Genomic DNA, 23503 nt, shown 5'->3' with positions numbered 1-23503 from the left:
AGGTGATAATTTGGCAAAATTAACTTGTTATCTTTTTGTAAAAGTGTGATATTGTGTACATATAAGTTTACAAGAGATGTGAAGTCACACCCATGCGATTAGAAATCAGTTGTCAGGACAGATTGGGGATTACTCAAGATGTGTTGGATATCCTCGTTACCCATGAAATCGATCTAAGAGGTATTGAGATTGATGAGACAGGTAAGATTTTTCTTAATTTTCCCAATATTGAATTTGCAGACTTCCAGCATTTAATGCCGAAAATTCGTCGCATCGACGGCATTTCTGACGTAAAAACTACGCATTTTATGCCAAGTGAAAGAGAGAAAACCCAGCTTTCTGCCATACTGCGCACGCTTCCTGATCCGGTGTTTTCCATTGATGCACGTGGACAAATCTTATTGTGCAACGAAGCAGTAACCTCTGGGTTAGAACAAAGTGCCCACGACGTTGAAGGCGTAGAAATAGGGGAAGTAGTTAAAGGCTTTAACTTCACTCGCTGGATGGATGGCAAGCTGCCTCGAGCTCAGTCTTCTAAAGTAAAGTTTATCCAACAAGATTATGTAGCTGACATGTTACCCATCACAGTACCTGACGGTGACAACAACATTATTATGGCCGGCGCGGTGGTCATTTTAAAATCTGAAATGCGCTTAGGCCAACAGTTTAGTGTGTTTCATCAATCGCCCACTGACAGTTTTGATAGATTCGTAGTGGAATCTCAGGCCATGAAACGCGTAGTGAGTGAAGCAAAACGTATTGCTGATCTTGATGCTCCGGTTCTTATTTTCGGTGAAACAGGCACGGGTAAAGAAATGATTGCCCGCGCTTGTCATCAATCTAGTCGCCGCAGTGAGGGGGCTTTTTTAGCGCTAAATTGTGCATCACTACCTGACAGCGTGGCGGAAACCGAATTATTTGGGTACGCACAAGGTGCTTTCAATCAACCTAATGCTAAAGAAGGGCTGCTAGAACAAGCGAGAGGCGGCACGCTGCTACTTGATGAAATTGCAGACATGAGTTCTCAGCTACAAGCTAAACTGCTACGGGTATTGGAAGATGGTGAGTTTAGACGAGTAGGCGATGCGGAACCTGTTACGGTAGATGTTCGATTTATTTGCACTACTTGTCGCGACCTAGGGCAACTAGTAGAAGAAGGGCGTTTTCGTAAAGAATTATACTACCGCTTAAATGTATTGAGCTTGGTAATGCCATCGTTAAAAGAACGCCGTCACGATATTGTTCCTCTAGCAGAATCCTTTATTGCCCAGCATAGTACAAAGCTTGGCCGTAGACCGGCTAAATTGAGTAAGTCCTGCGTTGATTTCTTGCAGCAATACCCATGGCCTGGCAATGTCCGTCAGCTTCAAAATGCACTGTTCAGAGCTTTGTCTTTGCTAGATGGCAAGGAAATAACCAAGGAAGATATTCAGCTTCCGAGTTGTGCCCCTAGTGTGACCTTTATCGATGAAAACTTCGAAGGTACGTTAGACGATGAAGTGAAAAAATTTGAAAAAGACTTACTGAAGCGGCTTTATCCTTTCTACCCCAGTACGCGTCAATTAGCGAGAAAGCTGGGATTAAGTCATACCGCGATTGCGAATAAATTACGTGAGTACGGTATAAATAAAGCATCAATAAAAATGTAGGTTTCACTGTTTCGTTAAATTTACGTTGCCTTGCTTAACCAATGAGGGCGGTACTTCAATAGGAAGTGCCGCCTTTTTTTGTACAACCAAGCTTACAGTGAAAATTATTGTCGTGTGCTCCCGACTTTTCATCTTGATGCGGGTGATGCATAAAGAATAATAAATGTTACATACGCAAAAGCGCTGATCACAGTAAGGATCCAATTTATGAAACTAGCTACTTATAAGAACGATAGCCGAGACGGCCGTTTAATGTTGGTATCTAAAGATTTAACGCGTACCTGTTCAGTAGAAGATATTGCTCACACTATGCAACAAGCACTGGATAGCTGGCAGGTTACTGCTCCGCAGTTGCAGATGCGCTACGAACAGCTCAACAAGGGTGTAGTAGAGAGTATCGAGTTTGATGCAACCCGCTGCGAATCGCCTTTGCCGCGAGCTTACCAGTGGGCTGATGGCAGTGCGTATGTGAACCACGTTGAGCTAGTAAGAAAAGCGCGAGGTGCTGAAATTCCTGAAAGTTTCTGGAATGACCCACTCATGTATCAAGGGGGATCTGACGACTTTATAGGCCCCCGAGACGACATTATTTTGCCTAGCGATGAGTGGGGTATTGATTTTGAAGGTGAGGTCGCGGTTGTCACCGACGATGTTCCTATGGCTTGTACTGATGCACAAGCGGCAGAGCGAATTAGATTAGTGATGCTTGTAAATGATGTATCGCTAAGAGGATTAATTCCAGGCGAGTTGGCGAAAGGGTTTGGGTTCTTCCAGTCGAAACCGGCCTCTAGCTTTTCGCCGGTGGCGGTAACGCCTGATGAACTCGGTGATGCGTGGGACCAAGAAAAAGTGCATTTACCCCTTCGTTCCACCTACAACGGTGAGTTGTTTGGTAAACCACAAGCAGGCGAAGACATGACATTTAGCTTTGCAAAGCTGGTGTCACATGCTGCTAAGAGCCGTAATTTAGGCGCTGGCACCATTATTGGTTCCGGTACCGTATCGAATAAACAAGGTACCGACCATGGCTCAGCCATCGCTGAAGGTGGTCTTGGCTACTCGTGTATTGCTGAAGTGCGCATGATTGAAACCATCAGAGACGGTAAGCCTTCTACACCTTTTATGCAATTTGGCGATCGAATTAGAATAGAAATGTTTGATAGTAACGGACAAAGTATTTTCGGTGCCATTGACCAGCAGGTTAAGCCCTTAAGCTGAACCCATGAAAGCTAAGCTAATGAGTAGGGGCATGCACTTGCCCTTTACAAATTACGCTATGATTATAATAAGTATCACAACACACACGTTAGGCGGCGGTTAGTTATGAGTTTAACTTTATATGGTTATTGGCGCTCAACGGCGTCTTACAGAGTAAGAATTGCACTTAATTTAAAAGGTGTAGAGTACCAATATGTGCCAGTGCACCTAGTTAATGAAGGTGGCCAGCAGCACAGTGCACCCTATAAGCAGCTAAACCCCGCTCAGCTAGTGCCCACTTTGGTTGACGACGATGAAGATATTATTCTTAATCAATCTTTAGCCATTATCGAATACTTAGATGAACGTTTTCCCTCTCCATATCAGTTAATACCATCACACAAGACAGAGCGGGCAAGAGTAAGGGCGCTGGCTCAAGATATTGCCTGTGACACCCAACCTTTAAGTAACTTACGGGTACTCAATCAACTTAAAAGTGAATATAGTGCCGAACAAGATAGTGTGAATAGATGGGCAGCACATTGGATAACGCTGAGTTTCGATGCTATTGAAAAGCGATTACAAACCCAAGCAGGTAAGTATTGCTTTGACTTTGATGTGACCATGGCTGATTTGTGTTTGGTTCCACAAGTGTATAACGCGCATCGCTTTGATGTGGATATGACACGATATCCACTTATTCAAAAAATAACAGATAACTGCAATGCACTACCGGCTTTTGAAAAAGCCCTGCCTGAGAACCAAATTGATAGCGTGCTTTAATAAAGCGAGAAAGAAGGGCAGTTGATAATCAGCAGGGCGTAGGTTTCAATGAAACCTACTGTCGTTTGATTGGCAGTTCTGTGGTGTTCTTCACTTGTTTTAACGCGAAGGTGGAGCTGACATGATCTACCAAAGGAAGATGAGTCAGTTTCGTTTTTAGTAAAAACTCATATTCTTCAATACTTTCCACAATCACTTTAAGCAAATAGTCTTTCTCACCGCTGGTGGTGTGGCACTCTACAATTTCATCAATGCTTTGTACTGCATTTTCAAAATCGGTAAGGGAGTCACCATCATGATTTTTAAGGGTGACATAAATAAAAACCGACACCCCAAGGTTCAACTTTTTACTGTTTAATAAGGTAACTTTACCGATGATAATGCCATCGGCTTCCATCCGTTTTACCCGTCTCCAACATGGGGTATGGGAAAGCCCCACCTTCTGACTTAACTCAGCCATAGAGACAGTGGCATCTTGTTGAAGTACTCGCAAAATCTCACGATCGAATTTATCTAATTTCATTGAACGCAGCTTCCGTCGTTTTTATGATGTTTATTATATAGAAAAATAAATTCTAGGATAGATATCCTAGAAAAATAGTATTCATACTTTGTGTATTTCACTTTACGAGAGTCGGTCAATAACTTAGCAAGGCGTGTCCTCTGATGGTTGGGCTAAACTTGGGCAAAATCCATCACATTATTAATAGGGAAAGTATGTCGGTTTTCGATCACATAGAGTTTGATAATCACGAGCATGTCGCTTTTTATCACGATAAAGAAGCAGGCTTAAGTGCCATTATTGCCATTCACAATACAAACCTAGGCCCTGCATTGGGTGGTTGTAGAATGTGGCCCTATGTAAGTAGTGCAGAAGCATTAACCGACGTACTCCGCCTTTCTAAGGGAATGACTTACAAAGCCGCCATGGCCAATATTGCATTAGGTGGTGGTAAGTCGGTGATTATTGGCGATCCTCGCAAACAAAAAACGCCGGCAATGATGGAAGCTATGGGGAGATTTGTCGATTCATTAGGCGGCAAATATTTTACCGCAGAAGACTCGGGCATTTCAGTTACCGATTTACAAACCATGGCGACTCAGTCTGACTACATTGCTGGGGTAAATGCGCAATATCACTACGCTGACGAGCAGCCAGACGGTAATCCAGCACCATCTACCGCTTATGGTGTGTTTGTTGGCTTAAAGGCCAGCGTAGAGCACGGGTTGAATCGCAGCTTAGAGGGCGTAAGCGTAGCAATTCAAGGTATGGGGCATGTCGGTTATCGACTAGCGTCACACCTTCACGCAGCGGGTGCAAAACTTTATGTGGCAGATATTTTCCCCGAAGGTGTAGAAAAGGCGGTAGCGGAACTTGGTGCTACAGCAGTAGCGCCTGAAGAAATTCTAGGTCTAGACGTTGATGTGCTAGCACCTTGTGCGTTAGGCGCGGCCATTAATGACCAAACATTACCTATGATTAAAGCTAAGGTCATTGCTGGTGCGGCAAACAATCAACTCGCACGTGAAGAAATTGGCGATATGTTAGTTGAGCGTGGCATTTTGTATGCACCTGACTATGTGATTAACGCAGGCGGTATTATCGATATCTTTCATCAGCGTATGGAACAAAGCTCTAACGCGGCGATGCGCAAGCATATCGAAGCTATTGGCACTACGCTAAAAGAGATTTATACCCGTGCTGATGCTGAAAAATCAGCCACAAATCGTGTGGCAAACATCATTGCAGAAGAGAGATTTTCGTTAAAGGGTTGAAACTTATCGGGCAAGTAGTCATAATGCGCCCCGCGCTTAAGACTGCTGACGCCTGTTAGTATTTTATTCGCTTTCTATGGTGGGCTTTTGGTCCTCCCGCAATGATACTCTGTGAACTCGGTCAGGCCTGGAAGGGAGCAGCCGCAGCAGACGACTCATGTGCCGGGATGTGGCTGGGAGCCCGCCACCCAATTTACTCCCCCATATTTTACTTTCACATCTGTGTTTTTAACTTATAAAACTGTGTTTGGCATTACTCTGCTTTCTCGCTTACCGATGTTTTATCTGTGTCGTTTAAATACTTCATCGCATTATCGATAGCGTAAGTAACATTCATTTCCATTTGGTTTCGTTCACTTTGGGGAAGGTAAAAAGCCATATCGACTTCGTAGCGAATGTAGCGTGGAGGGACTTGGTTAAGTGCCAAGCAGCATAAGTCAGCTAAATAATCAGGACTCTTAGTATTGTCGAGTCCAAGCTCTGTTACACGTTGCAGTACAAGATGTTCGTAATAATTATGAATGTCATCATCAAGCTTCATATTTGTGCCCTAATTTAAATTTTAACGCGATGTTATTTTTTATGGGTGTGTATATTTTTAATAACGCCCCTAGATAATTTATAGCCTGTATTTTGTCGATGTCGAGTTAGCGGTGTTAGAATTTCCTTCTGTGCATAACGACGATAAGAACAATCGGCATGAAAAAAAATATAGAACCCTGCTATTACGGTGATTACCTAGCATTAGATAAAATACTTGGCGCACAAAAGCTTCAAAGTACTAAGTACGGCGAACCTGCCCATGAAGAAATGCTATTTATCGTAGTGCACCAAGTGTATGAACTATGGTTTAAGCAACTCTTGCACGAACTCAATGCGGTTATCGATACATTTAACCAAGCTGCAGTAAAAGATCAGCAACTCACTTCGGTGGTACATAGGCTGCATCGCGTTATTCAAATTCAAAAGCTGATGAACGACCAAATTGGCATCATGGAAACCATGACCCCTCAACAGTTTCTTTCCTTTAGAGACTATTTGGTTCCCGCTTCAGGCTTTCAAAGTATTCAATTCAAGCAGCTTGAAATTTCGTTGGGCCTTAAAAGGGAATATCGTATCGATTTCGATAAACAAAGCTTTTATAACCGTTTAAGTGATGATGATCGCAGTCTACTGGAAGCCTTAGAAGAAAAGCCAAGCTTGTTCGAGTTAGTGGATAAGTGGTTGGCACGTATGCCATTACTTAAAACCGAGGATTTCCACTTTTGGGATTACTACCGAAAAGCAACAGATGAAATGCTAAACGATGACAAAGAAACCATAGAAAGAAATGCGTTTCTGTCTGAGGTAGAGCGTCGACAGGAGCTTAAAGACTGGCAATCGACCAGAGAAAACTTTGATGGGCTATTTAACCATGAAACGTATGAAGATCTTCTTAATCAGGGGAAATTCCGCTTGTCTCATGAAGCATTGTTGTCGGCTTTATTTATAAAGCAGTATTCAGAAGAGCCTGTTTTTAATCTGCCGTTCCAACTTATTACTGCGCTAACAGAAATAGATGAGCAATTAACGTTGTGGCGTTATCGCCATGCCATGATGGTGCAACGAATGCTGGGTACTAAAATAGGAACTGGAGGGTCATCTGGCCATCATTATTTGAAGAAAACCACTGAATCAAACAGGATATTTTTAGACTTTTTCAACATGGCTACGTTCCTTTTACCAAAAAGTTCACTTCCAGAATTGCCTGAATCGGTAAAACGCAGGTTAGGGTTTTATTTACAATAGACGAAAAATGCGACATTTCTGCATTTGCGACGAATGTAATTCGTCGCAAATGAGGAACTTCTTAAATATCCTGCAAAGCCAATTAACACAATAGCTCACGTGTAATTTCCCTACTTCACTGCACTGTCGCTCGTCGACAAAAATCCACTTCACACTTGATTTACCCCCTCTGAATATGTCAATTATACTTTCGGATATTTATTAAAATCCGTATAAAAAACAATCGTTTAGAATAGTTTAATGGTTAGTTTAATAAAATTTAAAAGTCTGCTCTCATCAATAATTTACGGTTACCGATGAAGGGCGAATATAAAGCCGGGGAAATACATGATAAATAATAAAACGCTCACAGCATTAGCTGTAGCAGCGTCTTTAGGTGTTGCTGCACCTTCATTCGCACAAGAGTCAAAAGGTACTATTGTTGGTACCTCTGTTTCTGCAAGTACTAACCAATTACTTGGTGATGTTGAAGTCACAATTATCAACCTTGAAACAGGTCTAACACGTAGTGTTGTGACAGATTCAGATGGACGATTCACTTTTCCATTGTTACCACCAGGCCAATACAGCCTTTCAGCTCAAAAAGCTGGGTTTACAGTTGCTCAGGAAAAGCAATTTACAGTGCGTCCATCAGGAAGAACTAACTTAGATGTGGCATTAGAATCTGGGGATATTGAGCGAATTTCAGTAAGCGGAACGTCAATTTCGAATATTGATGTTACTTCAAGCGAATCACAGCTTTATGTAGACCAAGATTTCATTGCAAAAGTTCCTGTGCCACGTGATATCGCTTCTGTCGCGCTTTTAGCGCCAGGTACGGTATCTGGTGACTCCGACTTCGGGAACTATGCTTCCTTTGGTGGTTCATCTGTAGGTGAAAACGTTTATTACGTAAATGGTATTAACGTAACTAACTTCAGAAACGGTCTTGGTGGTTCTGAACTTCCATTTGAAATGTATGAATCGTTTGAAGTGAAGACAGGTGGCTACTCTGCTGAATATGGCCGTTCTACGGGCGGTGTTATTAACGCAAGAACGAAGAGTGGTAGCAACGAATTTAAGTGGGGCGCGAGCGCTTACTACGAGCCAGCTGCGTTAAGAGCACATAGCCCTGACGTCTTTTATAGAACCCAGGCTGATGCTGACGAAGCAGGAACAGCTTATTATGAAGTATTCAAAGAAGATGAGCGCAGTGAAACAAATGTAAACTTGTGGGCTAGCGGCGCACTTGTTGAAGATAAGCTTTTCTTTTTCGGTTTAATTAACCAAAAACTTCGTCAAAGAGATTATGGTGATACTGCAGTAATTTATGATCGCGAAGGTAACGATACATTACTAAGTGCAAAGCTCGACTGGTACATTACGCCAGAGCACATCCTAGAAATTACAGCATGGGACAATACCGAAGAGCTTGAATCTGAAAAGTTCTTATACAGCCCTGATTCAGATGAAGTAGGAAACTCTTTAGGTAATTATACCTTAGAGCGAGGTGGTAAAACTTGGGGTATTCAGTACACAGGTATTATTACCGATGATATTACTATTAGCACCCAATACTCAATTAACGAAACAAGCTACAGTAATTTAAATGATGGAAGTAATCCGCTTGGTGATGCTCCTGTTATTTTCGACAGATTTACAAATGTCGAATACGGCGCATACGGTTTAGCTACACCTTCTATTCAAGAAGATAAGCGTACAGCTATTCGTTTTGATGTTGAATGGTATGTCAATGCTGACCACGTGTTGAAATTTGGTGTGGATAACGAAGATCTAGAAGCGTCTGAAAATACTCAAAGAGCCGGTGGTGTAGCCTATCGCTATGAAAACTGTGGTGCTAATCTTGATGAAGCAGGAAACGAAGATTGCTTAGTTCGTCAAGAGTACTACATAAACCAAGGCGATTTTGAAACGAAAAGCTTCGCGTACTATATCGAAGATACTTGGACCGTAACTGATAATATTACAGCACGTATCGGCTTGCGTAATGAGAGCTTTGAAAACTACAACAAAGCAGGTGATAAATTTGTTGACGTTACTGACCAGTGGGCTCCTCGTCTAGGGCTTAGTTGGGACGTTAAAGGTGATGGCGAAAGCAAAATTTTTGCTAACTATGGTCGTTACTACCTTCCAGTTGCGACAAATACAAACATCCGTTTAGCGGGTGATGAACTTTATACTCGACAGTACTATGAAGTAGAGTCAATTAACGCTGATTTCACACCAGTACTAGGTGATGAGGTTGGTGGCATGACGGTATACTCTGATGGCACACTCAAGAGCACAACAGAAACGGTTAATGCCGATTTAGACCCAATGTATCAAGATGAATTCATACTTGGTTACGAGCAAGTACTTAATGAATCATGGAGCTTTGGTGTTAAAGCCACTTACCGTGACCTTGGTAGTTCACTAGAAGACATTGCAATTGATGCAGGCTTTAACGAGTTTATTGAGCAAGAGTTTGGTTCCTCTTGTACTATGTGTGACTCTGGCTTCCACTACTACGTGCTAACCAACCCGGGCAACGATGTAACAATCACTACTGATCCAGATGGTGACGGCCCAGTTCCTTTTGGAACATATACTATTCCTGCAGATATGCTAGGTTATCCTGAAGCGGAGCGCCAATATGCTTCTGTTGATTTCACTGTCGACCGTGCATGGGATGACGTGTGGATGATGAGCTTTACCTATACGTGGAGCCATAGTTGGGGCAACAATGAAGGTTTCGTTCGTTCAGACAATGATCAGGACGATTCTGGATTAACGACTAACTTTGACCAACCAGGGTTAACGAACGGAGCTTCTGGTAATCTTCCTAATGATCGTCGCCAATCATTTAAATTAAATGGTGCGTATCAATTAACAGAAAATTTCTCGTTAGGCGCTAATTTCCGTTGGACATCGGGCCGCCCACTAAGCTCATTTGGTTACCACCCAACTGATGTATTTGCGTCTCTATATGATGCAGAATCATTCGTTTATGAAGGTGAGATTGCTCCTCGTGGCTCTCAAGGTAGAACACCAAATGTTTGGAACCTTGATTTAAGCGCTAAATATTTGATAGAACTTGAAGAAGCTGATATTGCTCTTCGTGCTGATATCTTCAATGTGTTCAATAATGATGAAGCAACACAATTGAATGAAGTTAATGAACGACTATCAGGATATGAGGACGGAGAACAATTTGCTCCATTTGGCTATATTGCTCGCGGTGAATCTAACCCTAGTTATGGCCTACCAACTTCTTTCCAAACGCCACGTTACGTGCGTTTCAGTGTTGAAGTTACATTTTAATAATTGAGTAATGAAAAAGCCCAGCTCATGCTGGGCTTTTATTTAGGCATATGAAACTAGAACTACAGAAATTAGTGCACGCAACGCGAGCAATGGACCAAACATTGGTTGTTTCTTTAATTACCGGTTTTTTGAATACTGAGTTAGAACTCAAAGAAAACTGGTTAGGAGTAGCGCGTTTGGCGATGACAGTTGGATGCTATGATTTAGCTGTTAAGTGTTTACATATGCTAGATCAATCAAAGTGTGAAGATACGACAATAGCAAAGCAACTTGGCATGCTAGCCGATTGTGGTAAAGATGATGATGCATACCAGAGCGCAAAACAGTGGGCGAACAAGGCTCCGACATCAGTTGCAGCACTTCATATCACAGGTGTATTTGCTTATCAAAAAGGCGAACTTGAAGAAGCAGAAACATTGCTTAAAAAGGTGGTTGAAAAGGCACCTTTAGCGGGCGAAGCGTGGCACATGCTATCAACTCTGCAAAATGTGATCGCTCAACCTGATTTTCAAAATTTTATTAGTGCGCAAACGGTAAAATTTAATCAGTTGCCTAACAATGTATCTAAAGCTTGCTTTCTAAACGCTATGGGAAATGTAAATTGGTTAAATGGTGATGAGAAAAGCGCGTTCGTTTTTTATGAGAAATCAGCAAATGCTATGAGGCAAATCACAAACTCAAATGCCCCCACAACGACTTTCAACATAGATGCGAACTACACAAAAATTACCAAGGTATTAAAAGATACTGAAAGCGATACTGAGCAGAGTAGCTTTACATCGAATGCATTAACATCGAATGCTTTCACGCCAGTATTTATAATGGGACTACCCCGTTCTGGTACCACCTTGTTGAACAATATTTTGTGCTCAGATAAAGGTGTTAGCTCAGTTGGTGAAACGGATGCATTTACTATTGCCTGTGACACAGTACTTAAAAAGAAAAATTCAGCTTACGATTTAGACACCATACTCAATTGTCAAAAAGTTGAACTAAAAGCAATTGCAAAAGAGTACGAGCGGATTGCGAGAGAGTTAGGGTGTACAGAAAACGTATGCGTCAATAAAAGTTTAAACAACAGTCATATTGTTTTGATGATACAGCGAGTCTTTCCTAACGCTAAATTTATCGCGACTAGGCGAAACGAGCTTGAGAATGCATGGTCAATCTACAAAACCTTTTTTAGCAGCAATTTGCATTGGTCTTTTGACGTTCCCTCAGTTAAGCGAGCGATTCAAATGGACAATAAAGCAATAGAGAAACTACAAACGATTATCAAAATAGAGCTGGTTGAACTCGAAGCGTTGAAGGCAGAACCTGAATTAGTGCTCCACAGAGTATTTAATTCAATTGGTCTAAATTACGAAAACAATCACACATATTTCCATAAAACGCCGACAGTTGTAAAAACTGCAAGTATGTCTCAAATTAGGCAGCCGCTTAACAAGATAAATACTCATACCTTTACTATTCCAGAACCATTTCAAGAACTTTATAGGAATCTGTAAAAAGTCTTTTAATCAAATTTGTGTATCTTATCGTGTAAATATGACGTTTCGTCAGTGTTGCTTGAAAAATGCACAGCGAAATGTAGTTCTTATGTAAATTGTAAGTAAACATTTACAGAAAAAGGAAAAATAAACGAAAAAAATTGAACTTTTAATTATTCCACTCCCGATCTCAGTTGACCGTTTACGCTTGTTGTGTTTATTATCTTAGTGAGGCTTTGACCTTACTAATAATAATTCGTTATAAACGATTTTAGAAATACACACTAAACAAGCTTTAGTGGTCCAGGGAGACAACACATGTTTACAAATTCTAAGCTGGCTAAGTCAGTTAGGTTGGCCTGCGCGTTCGGCGCGGTGTCGACGATAGGTTTTTCTGGTGCAGTTGCTGCACAAGAAGCCGAAGAAGCAGCCGATTCTGTTGAAAAAATCGAAGTAACTGGTTCTCGTATCCGTCGTACAGACATCGAAGGTGCTAACCCAGTAACGGTTATGACTCGTGTAGATATCGAAAAATTCGGTATCACTTCAATCGGTGACGTACTTCAAGCTATCCCATCTGCTGGTTCAGCAATCAACACCAATAACAACAACGGTGGTAATGGTACAACTACTATTAACATTCGTGGTATCGGTTCTAACCGTACTCTTGTTCTTGTAAACGGTAAACGTTGGGCTCCAGGCCTTACCGGTTCTGTTGACCTTAACAACATTCCTTCTTCTATCATCGAGCGTATCGAAGTACTTAAAGACGGTGCATCAGCGGTATATGGTTCAGATGCTGTTGCAGGTGTTGTGAACATTATCACTCGTCAAGATTTTGAAGGCGTTCACGCTTCTGGCTACCTTGGTCAATACGATGAAGGCGACGGTAACAAAGAATCGTGGGATATCGGTTTCGGTGTTGCTAATGACAGAGGTAACGTATACTTCAACGTAAGTTACGTAGAAGAAGAGCCAACATTCGCAGGAGATCGTGAGATTTCTGCAGTACCAGTATTTGGTGCTCCTACTGGCTACGGCGGTTCATCAGGTACTCCTAATGGTCGTTTTTGGTATTTCGATGATGAAGCTACTTCATTCAACGTTCAAAACGATGGTCAAGGCGGATTGATTCCTTGGACTGGTAGCAGTGCATTTAACTTTGCACCTCTTAACTACCTTTCTACTCCTCAAGAGCGTATTAACCTTTACTCACAAGGTCGTTACGAATTAACAGATAACGTTTCTGTTAACGTAACTGGTTTCTACGGCAACAGACGTTCTTCACAGCTTCTTGCTCCAACACCTTTATTTATCGGTAACGCTGCAGGTACATCTGGTGTAACAATTGCTGCAAATAACCCTTATAACCCAACAGGTCTTGATTTAACCGACACTGCTGGTTTCGGTGAAGCGAACAGCTTGTTCTTCGCTGGCCGTCGTATGATGGAAGCGGGTTACCGTGAATTTGCTCAAAACGTTGATCAGTTCCAATTCAATGGTGGCTTTGACGGTGTTATTGAACTGGGCGACCAAGAGTACTACTGGGATGCAACTTACACGTATGCAGACATTACTCAGAATACGCTAACTGACGGTCTTCTTAACATGGACCGCGTAGCACTAGCCTTGGGTGACGTTGATACCTGTGCTGCTACTGATGGTTGTGTGCCATTAAACTTCTTCGGTGGTGCGACTGCTATCGGCGAAGGTACAATCACGCAAGAAATGCTTGATTACATTCAGTTTACTGCACAAGATGCAGCTAACTCTACGTTAGAAAGTTACTCAGCAAATATCTCAGGTGAAGTTTTTGAACTACCTGCTGGTTATCTTGCATTTGCTGCTGGTTACGAAAAACGCTGGCAGTCAGGTTACGACCAACCTGATGCATTAATTGCAGCTGGTATTACTTCTGGTAACTCTCGTCAACCTACTTCTGGTTCATTCAGTGTTGAAGAAGTTTACTTAGAAGTTGCTATCCCTCTTATCTCAGATGTTGAGTTTATTGAGCAATTAGATTTAGAACTTGCTACTCGTTACTCTGACTACAGCAACTTCGGCGACACTACAAACTCAAAAGTTGGTTTGAAATGGCGCATCAATGAAGACGTATTAGTTCGTGGTACATGGTCTGAAGCATTCCGTGCACCTTCGCTATCTGAATTGTTCCTAGGTAACAGCGACAGTTTCGCAACGCTAATCGATCCATGTAATGGCGGTGAAGCTGCAAATGCCAACAGCCCTGGCTGTGCTGGTATTCCTGCTGCTTACGAGCAACCTAACCCTCAGATCAGAACTACGGTTGGTGGTAATGCAGATTTAGCACCTGAAGAAGCAGAAAGCTTTACATATGGTTTCGTATACTCACCAGCTCAAGTTGAAGGTCTGTCAATCACATTTGACGTATTCGACATTGAAGTGGACAACGCAGTATCAACCGTTGGTGCTCAACGTATCCTAGATGCTTGTGCAACTACTGGTACTACTTTCTGTTCTCTAATCGAACGTAATAGCGGCGGTGTTGTAACTGAGTTGTTCAACGGCCTTGTTAACCTTGGTGGTCAAACGACATCTGGTTTCGATTATAACGTAGCGTATAACTTCGACACTGAATACGGTGACTTCCGAGTAAACTGGGACGGTACTTATGTAGACGAGCGTACTAGTATCTTTGTTGACCCTGTAACAGGTGAGTCAATCTCAGAGAACGATGCTGGTAAAGCATTTGACCGTGACGTTATTCCTCGTATCCGTACTAACCTATCTGTTACTTGGGCATACGAAGATTGGACTGCTAACTACCTAGTTCGCTTCATTGGCGGAACTACCGAAGCATGTTCATTCGATGACGATACAGATGATGCAGGTAACTACCTAGAAGATACATTGTGTAGTGATCCAGGCGTAAGCGTGTTTGCTGAAGATGGAAGTCTTGAGTCTAAAGACAGCTTCAACGAACTTGATGCGATGGCTTACCATGACGCTTCAGTAGGTTACTCAGTAACAGAGAACCTTCGTTTGACATTTGGTGTTAACAACTTGTGGGATGCAGATCCTGAAATTTCTTACACTACATTTGCAAACAGCTTCGATCCTTCAATGTATGAAATTCCTGGACGTTTCTTCTACGGTCGTATTAACGTAGACTTCTAAGCACAGGCATTTAATTGCATTTTACAAAGGCCTCTTATGAGGCCTTTTTTATGAGGGTAAATTGTGAATTCAGTACAGCAGTTGCTTGACCAGGCTCAGTATCATCAACAGCAAGGCGCCATTGATAAGTCTATGGCATTGCTTGGTGAAGCCGGTAAACTAGGCAACATTTATGCTGCCTTAGATTTTGCCTATTATAAGGTGCGTAGTGACGCAAAATTTGCACTTATTTATCTTCAGTCTATCCCAAATGCTCAGCATCCCACGGTGCGATATCACACGGCGCTAATCACTCGATTCTATGTTGAAGAAAACTTTAGTCGCAGCGTCATAAGTGAACTTGTAGCTTTAGCGCAGAGTGGACATGCAGAATCTTTGCTAGTGCTATCTTGTTGGTGCTCTGAAGAGGAAAAAGTATATCTTCAAATTGTCAGTGTTATGGCGAAGTTGTCTCCGAATATTTACCGGCAACTTGTTAACGATGACAGAGTGTTGGTAAGTACGTCTCTTGAGCCTTTGGATGAAAGTAGTATTGAACGTGCTATTCGAGCTCGAGAAGCAAAATTACGCTCACTTGAACATGAAATGCTTAACGAAGATATATCATTAGTTCGTGTTAAAAATGCATTGTCAGCATTTGAGTGTCGTTATTTACAGCAACGTTTTATACCACTGTTAACCCGCTCCATGGTAGCTAACCCTGCAGATGGAAGTCCTTTGGTAGATTCTATCCGCACAAGTGACGTTGGCGTTATTTTGTCTGAAATGGCAGATTGGATTGTGAGAGATATAGATACACGAATGGCAAATATCTCAAAAACTAAAACATCCCATGGTGAGCCTTTGAATTTATTGCGCTACCAAAAAGGCCAAGAATACAAAGCGCATTATGATGCTTTTTCTCATAAACAGTGCCAACAAACTGAGCTAATTGAGGAAGGGGGGCAACGGGCTCACACCGTCCTTGCGTATTTGAATTCTATGAGTAGTGACGGCGAAACACATTTCCCGAAAATAGACGTTAAAATAAAGCCTGAACAGGGAACCATTGTTTCTTTTAAAAATATTGATGAAAATAATGAGATACTAAAATTGAGTCTGCACCTTGGCGCGCCAGTGGCTAACGGTGAGAAATGGACGCTTACAAAATGGATAAGAATTCACCAGACACAGTATGGTATTTTAACCCACGGAAATTAAACCTACGGTACTTTAACCTACGGAACTTTAACCCAATAAACTTTGAATAAGGATTTATAAATGTTTAAAACGATTTTAGTCAGTCTTGCTATTTCTGCCACTTTGGTGGGTTGCGGCTCTACAAGTAATAAAACTGCAGCAGTAGCTACCAATAAAACTGAAGAGATAGCTAGCAATCAAGAGCGTGATGATCAAATTTGTAAAATGGAAAAGCGAATTGGTTCTAACATGATGCGTCGTGTTTGTTATACAGTAGAAGAAAGAGAACGTATGGAAGAAGCGTCTCGAGAAGGTTGGATACGTATGCAACGTGGTACCGAAACATCAGGTTCAGACAATTAGAATAATAAACGGAGCTGACGTTTTTACGCAGCTCCTTTTACCTCAGGTTTTCAATGACACCTTTATATAAATCGACCCTCGATGAAATTGAGAAAATGTTATCGAAAGGACATTTTGACCAAGCACTTTCCTTATATGTTACGTTAAATAGTCAAAATTCAGATTATCTTGACCCCAAATCAGGAGAAATGACGCGGCCACGTTTTTCTCATATTAAAAATGCAGCTAACTTAGCTCGAAGAGATGGCTATACTCGGCTTCAATTCATGGAGTCAGTGTCACCGAGATTGAAAAAATCCCTCGCGCTCTTTTTTGGCCTCGAATTCCACCCTTTTCAAAATAAACTTCAGCAACCGAGTTTCTTTTACATTCCTGATTTACCGAGTAAACCCTTTTACGATGCAAGTGAAATTGATGGGTTAACCGATTGGATAGATAAACTTCAAAGTCATGAAGATGAACTACTCAACATTGGGAAACGTGCAGAAGTTAAATATGTCGGTGAGTTTGATAATGTGCCTGCCACTGAGACATGGAATAAACTACGTGATGAATGGCTATCTACTCATCTATTAAAGGAAGGTAAACGCTGCAAAGCAATGCAGGATTTATCTGTGCCGTTAAGTAGTGTGCTTGATAACGCACCTTTAGCCTTTTGTCCTCCGCATGCCCCAGAGATGTTTCTTTCGGTGCTTAAAGCTGGTGCTTACATACCGCCGCATTACGGGATTTCAAATTGTAAGCTAACTGTCCACATTCCCTTGCAGGTTAGTGAAAAAGCTAGCTTAACGGTCGGGGGGGAAACTTTTCATTGGTGTGAGTCTAATAAACATTTGGTTTTTGACGATAGCTTCGTACATTCCGCGTCTAATTTATCTGACAAAGAGCGGGCAGTATTAATACTTGATGTTTGGAATCCGTCATTGTCACTCAATGAAAGGCAAGCAATAACCCAGTTTATGTCCATATTATCTAAATGGAACGAAGGGGCTGGTAAGCTTATGAATTTAGATCGTGGCTTAGGGTAGTTATGGCGGTTGATAAAATGGTTTTATTACGGCAAGTTGTTAATGCTTTTCAACAAGGAAAGTTCAACTACGTTATACAATTTATAGAAGCCAACAATACCATCTTAAAGCTTGATCCTGTTGCTATTCAGGTATATTCAAGCGCCCTTCGAAAGGTGGGAAATGGAACGCGCGCAGAATCAGTAGTCATAAAAGGGCTAAAAACATTCAAAGGAAGCCCTCAATTGCTCAACAGCTTGGGGACCACACAGCTGGAACTGGGGAAGGCAAAAAATGCGGTGCAATCATTTAAAAAAGCTCTGTCAGCAAACCCTCTTGATATAGAAGTTAAATATAATCTTGCCAGAGCGTATAAAGAAGTTGGCTTATATAATGAAGCTGAAAGCATCTTTGTCGATGTGATTCGTAAAAAGCCGACGTATAGCCAGGCAAGCATTCATCTTGCAGATATACACACTAACTTGGGCGCTTTAGAAAAAGCACAAAAGTGTTTAACGTCTGTATTAGAACGAGACCCAGCAAACGTTGTTGCATTAAATAATTTAGGTAACGTGCTAAGACGGGATAATAACTTTAAAGCGTCAGCTGAGCGTTTTGAAGCCGCAATAAAGCTACAACCGACTAACAGTACTTTACGACGAAATTTAGCTGCAACTTTGGTGTTACTAAATCGCCGCGAAGAAGCCAAACAGTGTTTTATCGACGCAGTATCATTAACCCCCTTAGATTGGACAGCACAAGAAGAGCTCGCTGCTTTTTTATGGGAAGAAGGTGTTGAATCTCCTTTTGAGTATATCGAGCCTCATATCAATCATGAAGATGCTAATGCGGCATTTGTCTTAGCCTACATAAAGCTATTAGTTCGGGCAGACCAATTTCAAAAAGCGCTTGATGTACTTAATAGTCAAGAACACCTATTACGTTCTAATCTCGATTTGTATATATATAAAGCACGCGTACATCGAGAGTTAGGGGACTATGACGCATCGCTAGACTATGTTGAGAAAGGCGAAAAGCTAAAAATAAACAATACCATAGGACTTGAGAGTGAGGCGGGATATACCTTACTAAGTTTAGGTAGAGCAAAAGAAGCCCTCACAAAATTTTCAAAATTAGTGAAACAAGAGCCGCGTAATCAGGGGTGGTGGACCATGCTTTCTACCTGCTATTGCCTGTTAAATGAAGAAAATAAATATCATTGGCTGTGTAACTATCAGCAATTATTGGCCGTAATGCCAGTGCTTCCGAGCAAAGAGAAGAGACAGAACTTAAATGATGAATTACGTGACGTGCTAGAAGCTTTGCACCAAAATGAACGCCATCCAATCGGGCAATCATTAAGAAATGGTACTCAGACCTATGAAAATCTCTTTGATGGAAAGAACGAAGTAATAAACACGCTGTCGAGTCTCATTTTAGAAAGAGCTCAAGAGTTCATAGAGTTGCAAAGCAAAGATAGAAAACATCCTTTCTTATCTCGTTTAAGTAAGGATCTAACATTTAAGGGTTCTTGGTCTGTAAAGTTACGTACCGATGGATATCATCGTTCCCATTATCATCCTGAGGGGTGGTTGAGTGGCGTGTATTATGTAGATGTTCCTAACGCGGTTCACAACAATGGCGAAGGTTGGCTAACTTTCGGTAGAGCTGACATAGCAAATCAAAATTTTGAAGGAGACTTTGCAGTGAAGCCGAAGTCGGGTAATCTTGTCTTGTTTCCTTCATACATGTGGCATGGAACCAATGCATTTACGAGCAGTACCGCTAGACTCACGGTTGCATTTGATATCATCCCAAGTCATTAGCTTGGGATGTTTGATTAAACAGAGCGATGCCTATGCTACTTTGGGTAAACGCCTTTAACGTTCAGGTGCCTGTCTTCACAGTGAATAAATAGCACTAATGATTAGCTGGCCAATTCAAGTTTAAACGCCAATGTATACCTTGGTGTGTAACAGATACGGTTAGGCGGTCTGCCTACATGTTTAATGGCACCATGGAAGATACTGACTCGACCGGGTTTTGGTGTACACGCGAATAAGCAATCATCATGTTCATTGAAAAACATGGTTTCTCCACCCCATTCTATATCCCACGTAGGCGAAATATAAACGAGTACAGTTAATTCGTCAGCGCCAGGCATGCAATCAGTGTGAGTAAAAAGCATGTCACCGAAAGAAGCGTGATTTACGTAGCCTCTATACGCTTTATATGTTTTGCCAGTAAGGGCTTGCACCGCACTTATGGCGCGGTTGTAGACGGGTAGGCTTTGTATTTGAGCGCCTGATAGATTAACTGCCCAATGGCGAAACTCTTTCGTATCGGGACGTGCAATTTCATTGCGTTTGAAAGCACTAGCTTCCAAACCATTAAAAATCCCCTGTGCTTCTTGCGAAGAGCATAAGCCGTCAAAAATCCAAAGTGGTTTATTGTCTATTGATACGGAATGTGTAGCTTCATACGTCATAAATTAATCCCGATAATTCATTTTTTTATTTAGTTTATCCTATAGCGTTTAGCAATTATACCTAACACCTATAGACGGCAAAAATCCAATTAAGAAAAAGAGCGCTTACATCTTAAATGTGGCATGGCGATAACATTTAGTGAATTGCTGCACCAAAATGAAACCTTTCATCTGTAGGAATACTGCATGTGCTTTCGTTTTATGGTTTGCCCAGCAAATTATGGCCATGAGAAGTTAACAAAAAGTGATTACTTTGAATCTTAAGTAACGAAGTTGAACCTTGTATCAGACTTTGAATGAAATTGCGGCGTTTCACCTCAAAATTTTGATATAACGCTAAGTAAAAAAAGGGTTTATTTTTGCTCATAGACAAAAAAAACACCCCGTATCTGCCAGTTATTTGTACGTTGGAATGAATTCTGCAGGAGAATTCGAACGTATATTAAACAGATGATGAAAAATCTACTTGGTGTAAACAGGGTGTTACTTGACTCAGTGCTGTAATCCGTGTGAGTATAATACGTTCGTAGTACTGGAAGCTAAGGTCCGTACTACATTCCTAAAACATAATTGTGAAAGTTTAATACGCCCCTTGCCCGAACTGTTTTCCTTTATCGGCGAGGATTCAAATAAGAAATTTGGTTGGGAACTATGTCCAAAATGAGCAAGAGAACTCTTATTGCTTCTACTGTTATCGGTGCTTTCGCACTAACAGGTAGTGCAGTCTCTGCAGATACGCTTGATGACCTTCATAAAGAAGAAGCGAAAATCCACGCGGCTGCAGCGAAATCTCAGGAAAAAATCAACACGTTGTTTGAACAGTCTCAAGAATTACTGGTTGAGTATCGTCAAACAGTAGATGAGACAGAAAACCTCAAAATATACAATGACTACATTGCGAGTCTTGTAGCAGATCAACAACGTGGAATTGACTCTTTGCAACGTCAGATTGACAGCATCGAGCAAACTAAGCAGGGCATCGTTCCTCTTATGTTCCGCATGATCGATAGTCTTGAGAAATTCATCAAACTTGACCGTCCTATTCACTTAGACGAGCGTCTAGAGCGTGTTCAGCGTTTACGTGATGTTATGTCTAACTCTAACGTAACTGTTTCAGAACAGTTCCGCCAAGTAATCGAAGCATACTTGGTTGAAGTTGAGTACGGCACTAAGATCAACTCTTACCAAGGTACTATCGATAGCAACGGCACTGAAGTGACTGTTGACTTCTTTAACCTAGGTCGTACTGCACTAGTTGCATTGTCTCTTGATCAAGAACACGCTTGGGCATGGAACAATGAAAGCCGCGCATGGGAGCAACTTGGCGACGAATATCTGTCTTCAGTTGTTGACGCAGTTAAAATGGCTAATAACGTCATTCCTGCGGACCTGATCAAACTACCAATTAGTGCAGCGGAGTAATTGTTAATGAAACCAGTATTCAAATCTCTTTTAACCGCTGCCACTCTTGCGGTTGTAGCAACCGGAGCTCAGGCTCAGGAAGCAAAGAGCCTTAAGGAACTTTTAGACCAAGTTCAGGATAACCGTGTTTCTGAAACACGTATCAACAAGCAGCGTGAAGCAGAGTTTCAATCTGCTCGTGCAGACAAGCAAGCGCTTCTTCGTAAAGCAGAATCTGAATTGAAAGCTGAACAGGGTCGTGGTGACCGTCTTCAACAACAATTCTCTGACAACGAAGTAACGCTTAACGAAAAAGCCGCTGAGCTTGACCAGGCAACTGGTACACTTGGTGAGATGTTCGGTGTGGTTCGTCAAGCGTCTTCAGAAGCTTATGGCCGTGTTGCTACATCAATCGTTAGTGCTCAATTCCCAGGCCGTGGTGAGTTCCTAGCTGGAATGGCAGAAGACTCTAAAGGTCTTCCTAACATTCAAGAACTAGAAGACCTTTGGTTTGCTCTACAGAAAGAAATGACTGAAGGTGGCGAAACAGTTCGTTTCACTACAGAAGTTGTTAACCTTGACGGCGGTTCTTCACAGCAAGAAGTTGTTCGTATCGGTACTTTCAACCTTGTAGGTGAAGACGGTTACCTAACTTATGATGCTGAAAACGAAATTGTTCAGCCTCTAGGTCGCCAACCAGATAGCCGCTTTGTAGGTTCAGCTGACGATTTAATCGCAGCAACTTCAGGTATGGTTCCTTTCTACGCTGACCCTTCTCAAGGTGCAATCCTTGGTCTGTTAAAGCAAAAAGCGACTATGTCTGAGCGTTATCATGCAGGTGGTGTAGTAGGTTACACAATCACTGTAATGCTAGCGATTGGTCTACTTATCGGTCTTTACAAGCTAATTACGCTTACAGTAGTTGCTGGTAAAATGCGTTCACAGCTTAAAAACCCAGGTAACCCTTCAGATGGCAACCCTTTAGGTCGTATCTTGAAAGTTTACCAAGAGAACAAAGCAGCTGATGCAGAAAACTTAGAACTTAAACTTGATGAAGCTATTTTACGTGAACTTCCACGTATCGAAAGCGGCATTAACGTAATCAAGATCTTCGCAGCAATCGCACCTCTACTAGGTCTACTAGGTACGGTACTAGGTATGATCGCGACGTTCCAAACAATCACATTGTTCGGTACAGGCGACCCTCGTATGATGGCTGGCAGTATCTCTATGGCGCTTGTAACTACGGCTCAAGGTATTATCGCGGCATTGCCACTGATTCTTACTCACAGCATCGTAGCTTCACGTAGCAAATCAATCATCCACATTCTTGATGAGCAAACTGCAGGTATCGTAGCAGCTCATTCAGAGTCGGAGAGAGTGTAGAATGAATTACCTGATTGGATTAATAGAATCGGTCAGGGATTTTATCGCTACCGGTGGTGACGTACTTTATTTCGTTGCTGCCGCGCTCTTTCTCATGTGGGTTTTAATGATTGAGCGTTATTGGTATTTAACCTCGGTCTTTCCAACGGTGAAGAAAAACATCATCAAAAATTGGGATGCCCGAGCAGATACCACATCTTGGTATGCGCATAGAATCCGTGACGCGTGGATTTCTCAAGCGTCAGATGACCTGAACGCAAGAATGCTGATTATTCGCACCATTATTGCAATGTGTCCGTTAATCGGGCTACTGGGAACAGTAACCGGTATGATCGGTGTTTTCGAGACGATGGCGACACAAGGCACCAGCAATGCACGTTTAATGGCTGCTGGTATCTCCATGGCAACAGTTCCGACTATGGCCGGAATGGTAGCCGCGCTTTCTGGACTGTTCATCAGTTCTCGTCTTGAAGCGAAAGTGAAGCTGGCACGCGAAGGGTTAGTTGATAGCCTGCCACATCATTAGAGAGAGATATT

Annotated in this window: 18 protein-coding genes and 1 other RNA gene; 16 read left to right on the top strand and 3 right to left on the bottom strand. The window is 41.9% G+C overall.

What is annotated here, in order from left to right; genetic code table 11:
* Positions 1-92 precede the first annotated feature (92 nt).
* The 3 genes from tyrR (at position 93) to maiA (ending at position 3629) form a co-directional block, all read left to right on the top strand.
* Positions 93-1649 (top strand): transcriptional regulator TyrR, encoded by a 1557-nt coding sequence (gene tyrR / locus AV939_RS09705; protein WP_057793227.1) that lies wholly within the window; start codon positions 93-95, stop codon positions 1647-1649.
* A gap of 207 nt (positions 1650-1856) precedes the next feature.
* A complete protein-coding gene (locus AV939_RS09700; protein WP_057793225.1) occupies positions 1857-2867 on the top strand; it encodes a fumarylacetoacetate hydrolase family protein in 1011 nt (336 codons plus the stop codon).
* A gap of 105 nt (positions 2868-2972) precedes the next feature.
* Positions 2973-3629 carry a maleylacetoacetate isomerase gene (gene maiA, locus AV939_RS09695; protein WP_057793223.1) on the top strand — a complete coding sequence of 219 codons (657 nt, stop codon included), beginning with the start codon at positions 2973-2975 and terminating at the stop codon, positions 3627-3629.
* A gap of 55 nt (positions 3630-3684) precedes the next feature.
* Here maiA and AV939_RS09690 read toward each other — a convergent pair whose 3' ends face one another.
* Positions 3685-4152, bottom strand: coding sequence for an Lrp/AsnC family transcriptional regulator (locus tag AV939_RS09690; RefSeq protein ID WP_013785046.1), 468 nt, complete (start codon positions 4150-4152; stop codon positions 3685-3687).
* A 194-nt stretch (positions 4153-4346) separates the two neighbouring features.
* Between AV939_RS09690 and AV939_RS09685 the strand changes: the two genes are divergently transcribed.
* Both AV939_RS09685 and ffs read left to right on the top strand, forming a co-directional pair.
* Positions 4347-5405: a Glu/Leu/Phe/Val dehydrogenase dimerization domain-containing protein gene (locus tag AV939_RS09685; RefSeq protein WP_057796294.1), complete on the top strand. Its 1059-nt coding sequence runs from the start codon at positions 4347-4349 to the stop codon at positions 5403-5405.
* 85 nt (positions 5406-5490) lie between these two features.
* Positions 5491-5587, top strand: an RNA gene (gene ffs, locus AV939_RS09680) — signal recognition particle sRNA small type.
* A 71-nt stretch (positions 5588-5658) separates the two neighbouring features.
* Here the strand turns inward: ffs and AV939_RS09675 are convergent.
* The gene (locus AV939_RS09675; protein WP_057793221.1) at positions 5659-5946 is read right to left on the bottom strand and encodes a late competence development ComFB family protein; all 288 of its coding nucleotides are present in this window, start codon (positions 5944-5946) and stop codon (positions 5659-5661) included.
* Positions 5947-6104: 158 nt separating this feature from the next.
* On the opposite strand from AV939_RS09675, the gene AV939_RS09670 reads away from it, so the two are divergent.
* The 8 genes from AV939_RS09670 to AV939_RS09635 all read left to right on the top strand — a co-directional run bounded on the left by AV939_RS09670 (position 6105) and on the right by AV939_RS09635 (position 19517).
* On the top strand, positions 6105-7193 hold the full coding sequence (locus tag AV939_RS09670) for a tryptophan 2,3-dioxygenase family protein (protein ID WP_057793219.1): 1089 nt from the start codon (positions 6105-6107) through the stop codon (positions 7191-7193).
* 327 nt (positions 7194-7520) lie between these two features.
* Entirely contained in the window at positions 7521-10493 is a 2973-nt protein-coding gene (locus AV939_RS09665) for a TonB-dependent receptor (RefSeq protein WP_061997607.1), read from the top strand.
* 92 nt (positions 10494-10585) lie between these two features.
* Positions 10586-12004, top strand: coding sequence for a tetratricopeptide repeat-containing sulfotransferase family protein (locus AV939_RS09660; protein WP_158443232.1), 1419 nt, complete (start codon positions 10586-10588; stop codon positions 12002-12004).
* A 300-nt stretch (positions 12005-12304) separates the two neighbouring features.
* Positions 12305-15142, top strand: a complete 2838-nt coding sequence (locus tag AV939_RS09655; RefSeq protein ID WP_057793213.1) for a TonB-dependent receptor domain-containing protein — start codon at positions 12305-12307, stop codon at positions 15140-15142.
* Between the two features lie 63 nt (positions 15143-15205).
* Positions 15206-16342 (top strand): 2OG-Fe(II) oxygenase, encoded by a 1137-nt coding sequence (locus tag AV939_RS09650; RefSeq protein ID WP_057793211.1) that lies wholly within the window; start codon positions 15206-15208, stop codon positions 16340-16342.
* Between the two features lie 60 nt (positions 16343-16402).
* A complete protein-coding gene (locus AV939_RS09645; protein WP_057793209.1) occupies positions 16403-16684 on the top strand; it encodes a hypothetical protein in 282 nt (93 codons plus the stop codon).
* A 53-nt stretch (positions 16685-16737) separates the two neighbouring features.
* Positions 16738-17712, top strand: a complete 975-nt coding sequence (locus tag AV939_RS09640) for an aspartyl/asparaginyl beta-hydroxylase domain-containing protein (protein ID WP_061997606.1) — start codon at positions 16738-16740, stop codon at positions 17710-17712.
* 2 nt (positions 17713-17714) lie between these two features.
* Positions 17715-19517 (top strand): tetratricopeptide repeat protein, encoded by a 1803-nt coding sequence (locus tag AV939_RS09635; protein ID WP_061997605.1) that lies wholly within the window; start codon positions 17715-17717, stop codon positions 19515-19517.
* Between the two features lie 101 nt (positions 19518-19618).
* On the opposite strand, the gene AV939_RS09630 is transcribed toward AV939_RS09635, so the two are convergent.
* Positions 19619-20179: a 2OG-Fe(II) oxygenase gene (locus AV939_RS09630; RefSeq protein ID WP_057793203.1), complete on the bottom strand. Its 561-nt coding sequence runs from the start codon at positions 20177-20179 to the stop codon at positions 19619-19621.
* A 660-nt stretch (positions 20180-20839) separates the two neighbouring features.
* Between AV939_RS09630 and AV939_RS09625 the strand changes: the two genes are divergently transcribed.
* From AV939_RS09625 to AV939_RS09615, 3 genes are read left to right on the top strand one after another with little or no spacing between them, the layout of a single operon-like run.
* Entirely contained in the window at positions 20840-21601 is a 762-nt protein-coding gene (locus AV939_RS09625) for a DUF3450 domain-containing protein (protein ID WP_057793201.1), read from the top strand.
* 6 nt (positions 21602-21607) lie between these two features.
* Entirely contained in the window at positions 21608-22966 is a 1359-nt protein-coding gene (locus AV939_RS09620) for a MotA/TolQ/ExbB proton channel family protein (protein WP_057793199.1), read from the top strand.
* 1 nt (position 22967) lies between these two features.
* Complete coding sequence (locus AV939_RS09615; RefSeq protein ID WP_057793197.1) at positions 22968-23492, top strand: MotA/TolQ/ExbB proton channel family protein; 525 nt, start codon at positions 22968-22970, stop codon at positions 23490-23492.
* Positions 23493-23503: the final 11 nt, after the last annotated feature.

The organism is Alteromonas sp. Mac1, from assembly GCF_001562125.1.
Classification (GTDB): Bacteria; Pseudomonadota; Gammaproteobacteria; order Enterobacterales; family Alteromonadaceae; genus Alteromonas; species Alteromonas stellipolaris.
Note: the sequence above shows the minus strand (reverse complement) of the source record. Positions and strands in the feature narration are given on the sequence as shown.

What these genes read in the sequence shown, in the direction of transcription:
- tyrR (WP_057793227.1), top strand. Translation starts at nt 93, where the DNA reads ATGCGATTAGAAATCAGTTGTCAGGACAGATTGGGGATTACTCAAGAT.
- AV939_RS09700 (WP_057793225.1), top strand. Translation starts at nt 1,857, where the DNA reads ATGAAACTAGCTACTTATAAGAACGATAGCCGAGACGGCCGTTTAATG.
- maiA (WP_057793223.1), top strand. Translation starts at nt 2,973, where the DNA reads ATGAGTTTAACTTTATATGGTTATTGGCGCTCAACGGCGTCTTACAGA.
- AV939_RS09690 (WP_013785046.1), bottom strand. Translation starts at nt 4,152, where the DNA reads ATGAAATTAGATAAATTCGATCGTGAGATTTTGCGAGTACTTCAACAA.
- AV939_RS09685 (WP_057796294.1), top strand. Translation starts at nt 4,347, where the DNA reads ATGTCGGTTTTCGATCACATAGAGTTTGATAATCACGAGCATGTCGCT.
- AV939_RS09675 (WP_057793221.1), bottom strand. Translation starts at nt 5,946, where the DNA reads ATGAAGCTTGATGATGACATTCATAATTATTACGAACATCTTGTACTG.
- AV939_RS09670 (WP_057793219.1), top strand. Translation starts at nt 6,105, where the DNA reads ATGAAAAAAAATATAGAACCCTGCTATTACGGTGATTACCTAGCATTA.
- AV939_RS09665 (WP_061997607.1), top strand. Translation starts at nt 7,521, where the DNA reads ATGATAAATAATAAAACGCTCACAGCATTAGCTGTAGCAGCGTCTTTA.
- AV939_RS09660 (WP_158443232.1), top strand. Translation starts at nt 10,586, where the DNA reads ATGGACCAAACATTGGTTGTTTCTTTAATTACCGGTTTTTTGAATACT.
- AV939_RS09655 (WP_057793213.1), top strand. Translation starts at nt 12,305, where the DNA reads ATGTTTACAAATTCTAAGCTGGCTAAGTCAGTTAGGTTGGCCTGCGCG.
- AV939_RS09645 (WP_057793209.1), top strand. Translation starts at nt 16,403, where the DNA reads ATGTTTAAAACGATTTTAGTCAGTCTTGCTATTTCTGCCACTTTGGTG.
- AV939_RS09640 (WP_061997606.1), top strand. Translation starts at nt 16,738, where the DNA reads ATGACACCTTTATATAAATCGACCCTCGATGAAATTGAGAAAATGTTA.
- AV939_RS09635 (WP_061997605.1), top strand. Translation starts at nt 17,715, where the DNA reads ATGGCGGTTGATAAAATGGTTTTATTACGGCAAGTTGTTAATGCTTTT.
- AV939_RS09630 (WP_057793203.1), bottom strand. Translation starts at nt 20,179, where the DNA reads ATGACGTATGAAGCTACACATTCCGTATCAATAGACAATAAACCACTT.
- AV939_RS09625 (WP_057793201.1), top strand. Translation starts at nt 20,840, where the DNA reads ATGAGCAAGAGAACTCTTATTGCTTCTACTGTTATCGGTGCTTTCGCA.
- AV939_RS09620 (WP_057793199.1), top strand. Translation starts at nt 21,608, where the DNA reads ATGAAACCAGTATTCAAATCTCTTTTAACCGCTGCCACTCTTGCGGTT.
- AV939_RS09615 (WP_057793197.1), top strand. Translation starts at nt 22,968, where the DNA reads ATGAATTACCTGATTGGATTAATAGAATCGGTCAGGGATTTTATCGCT.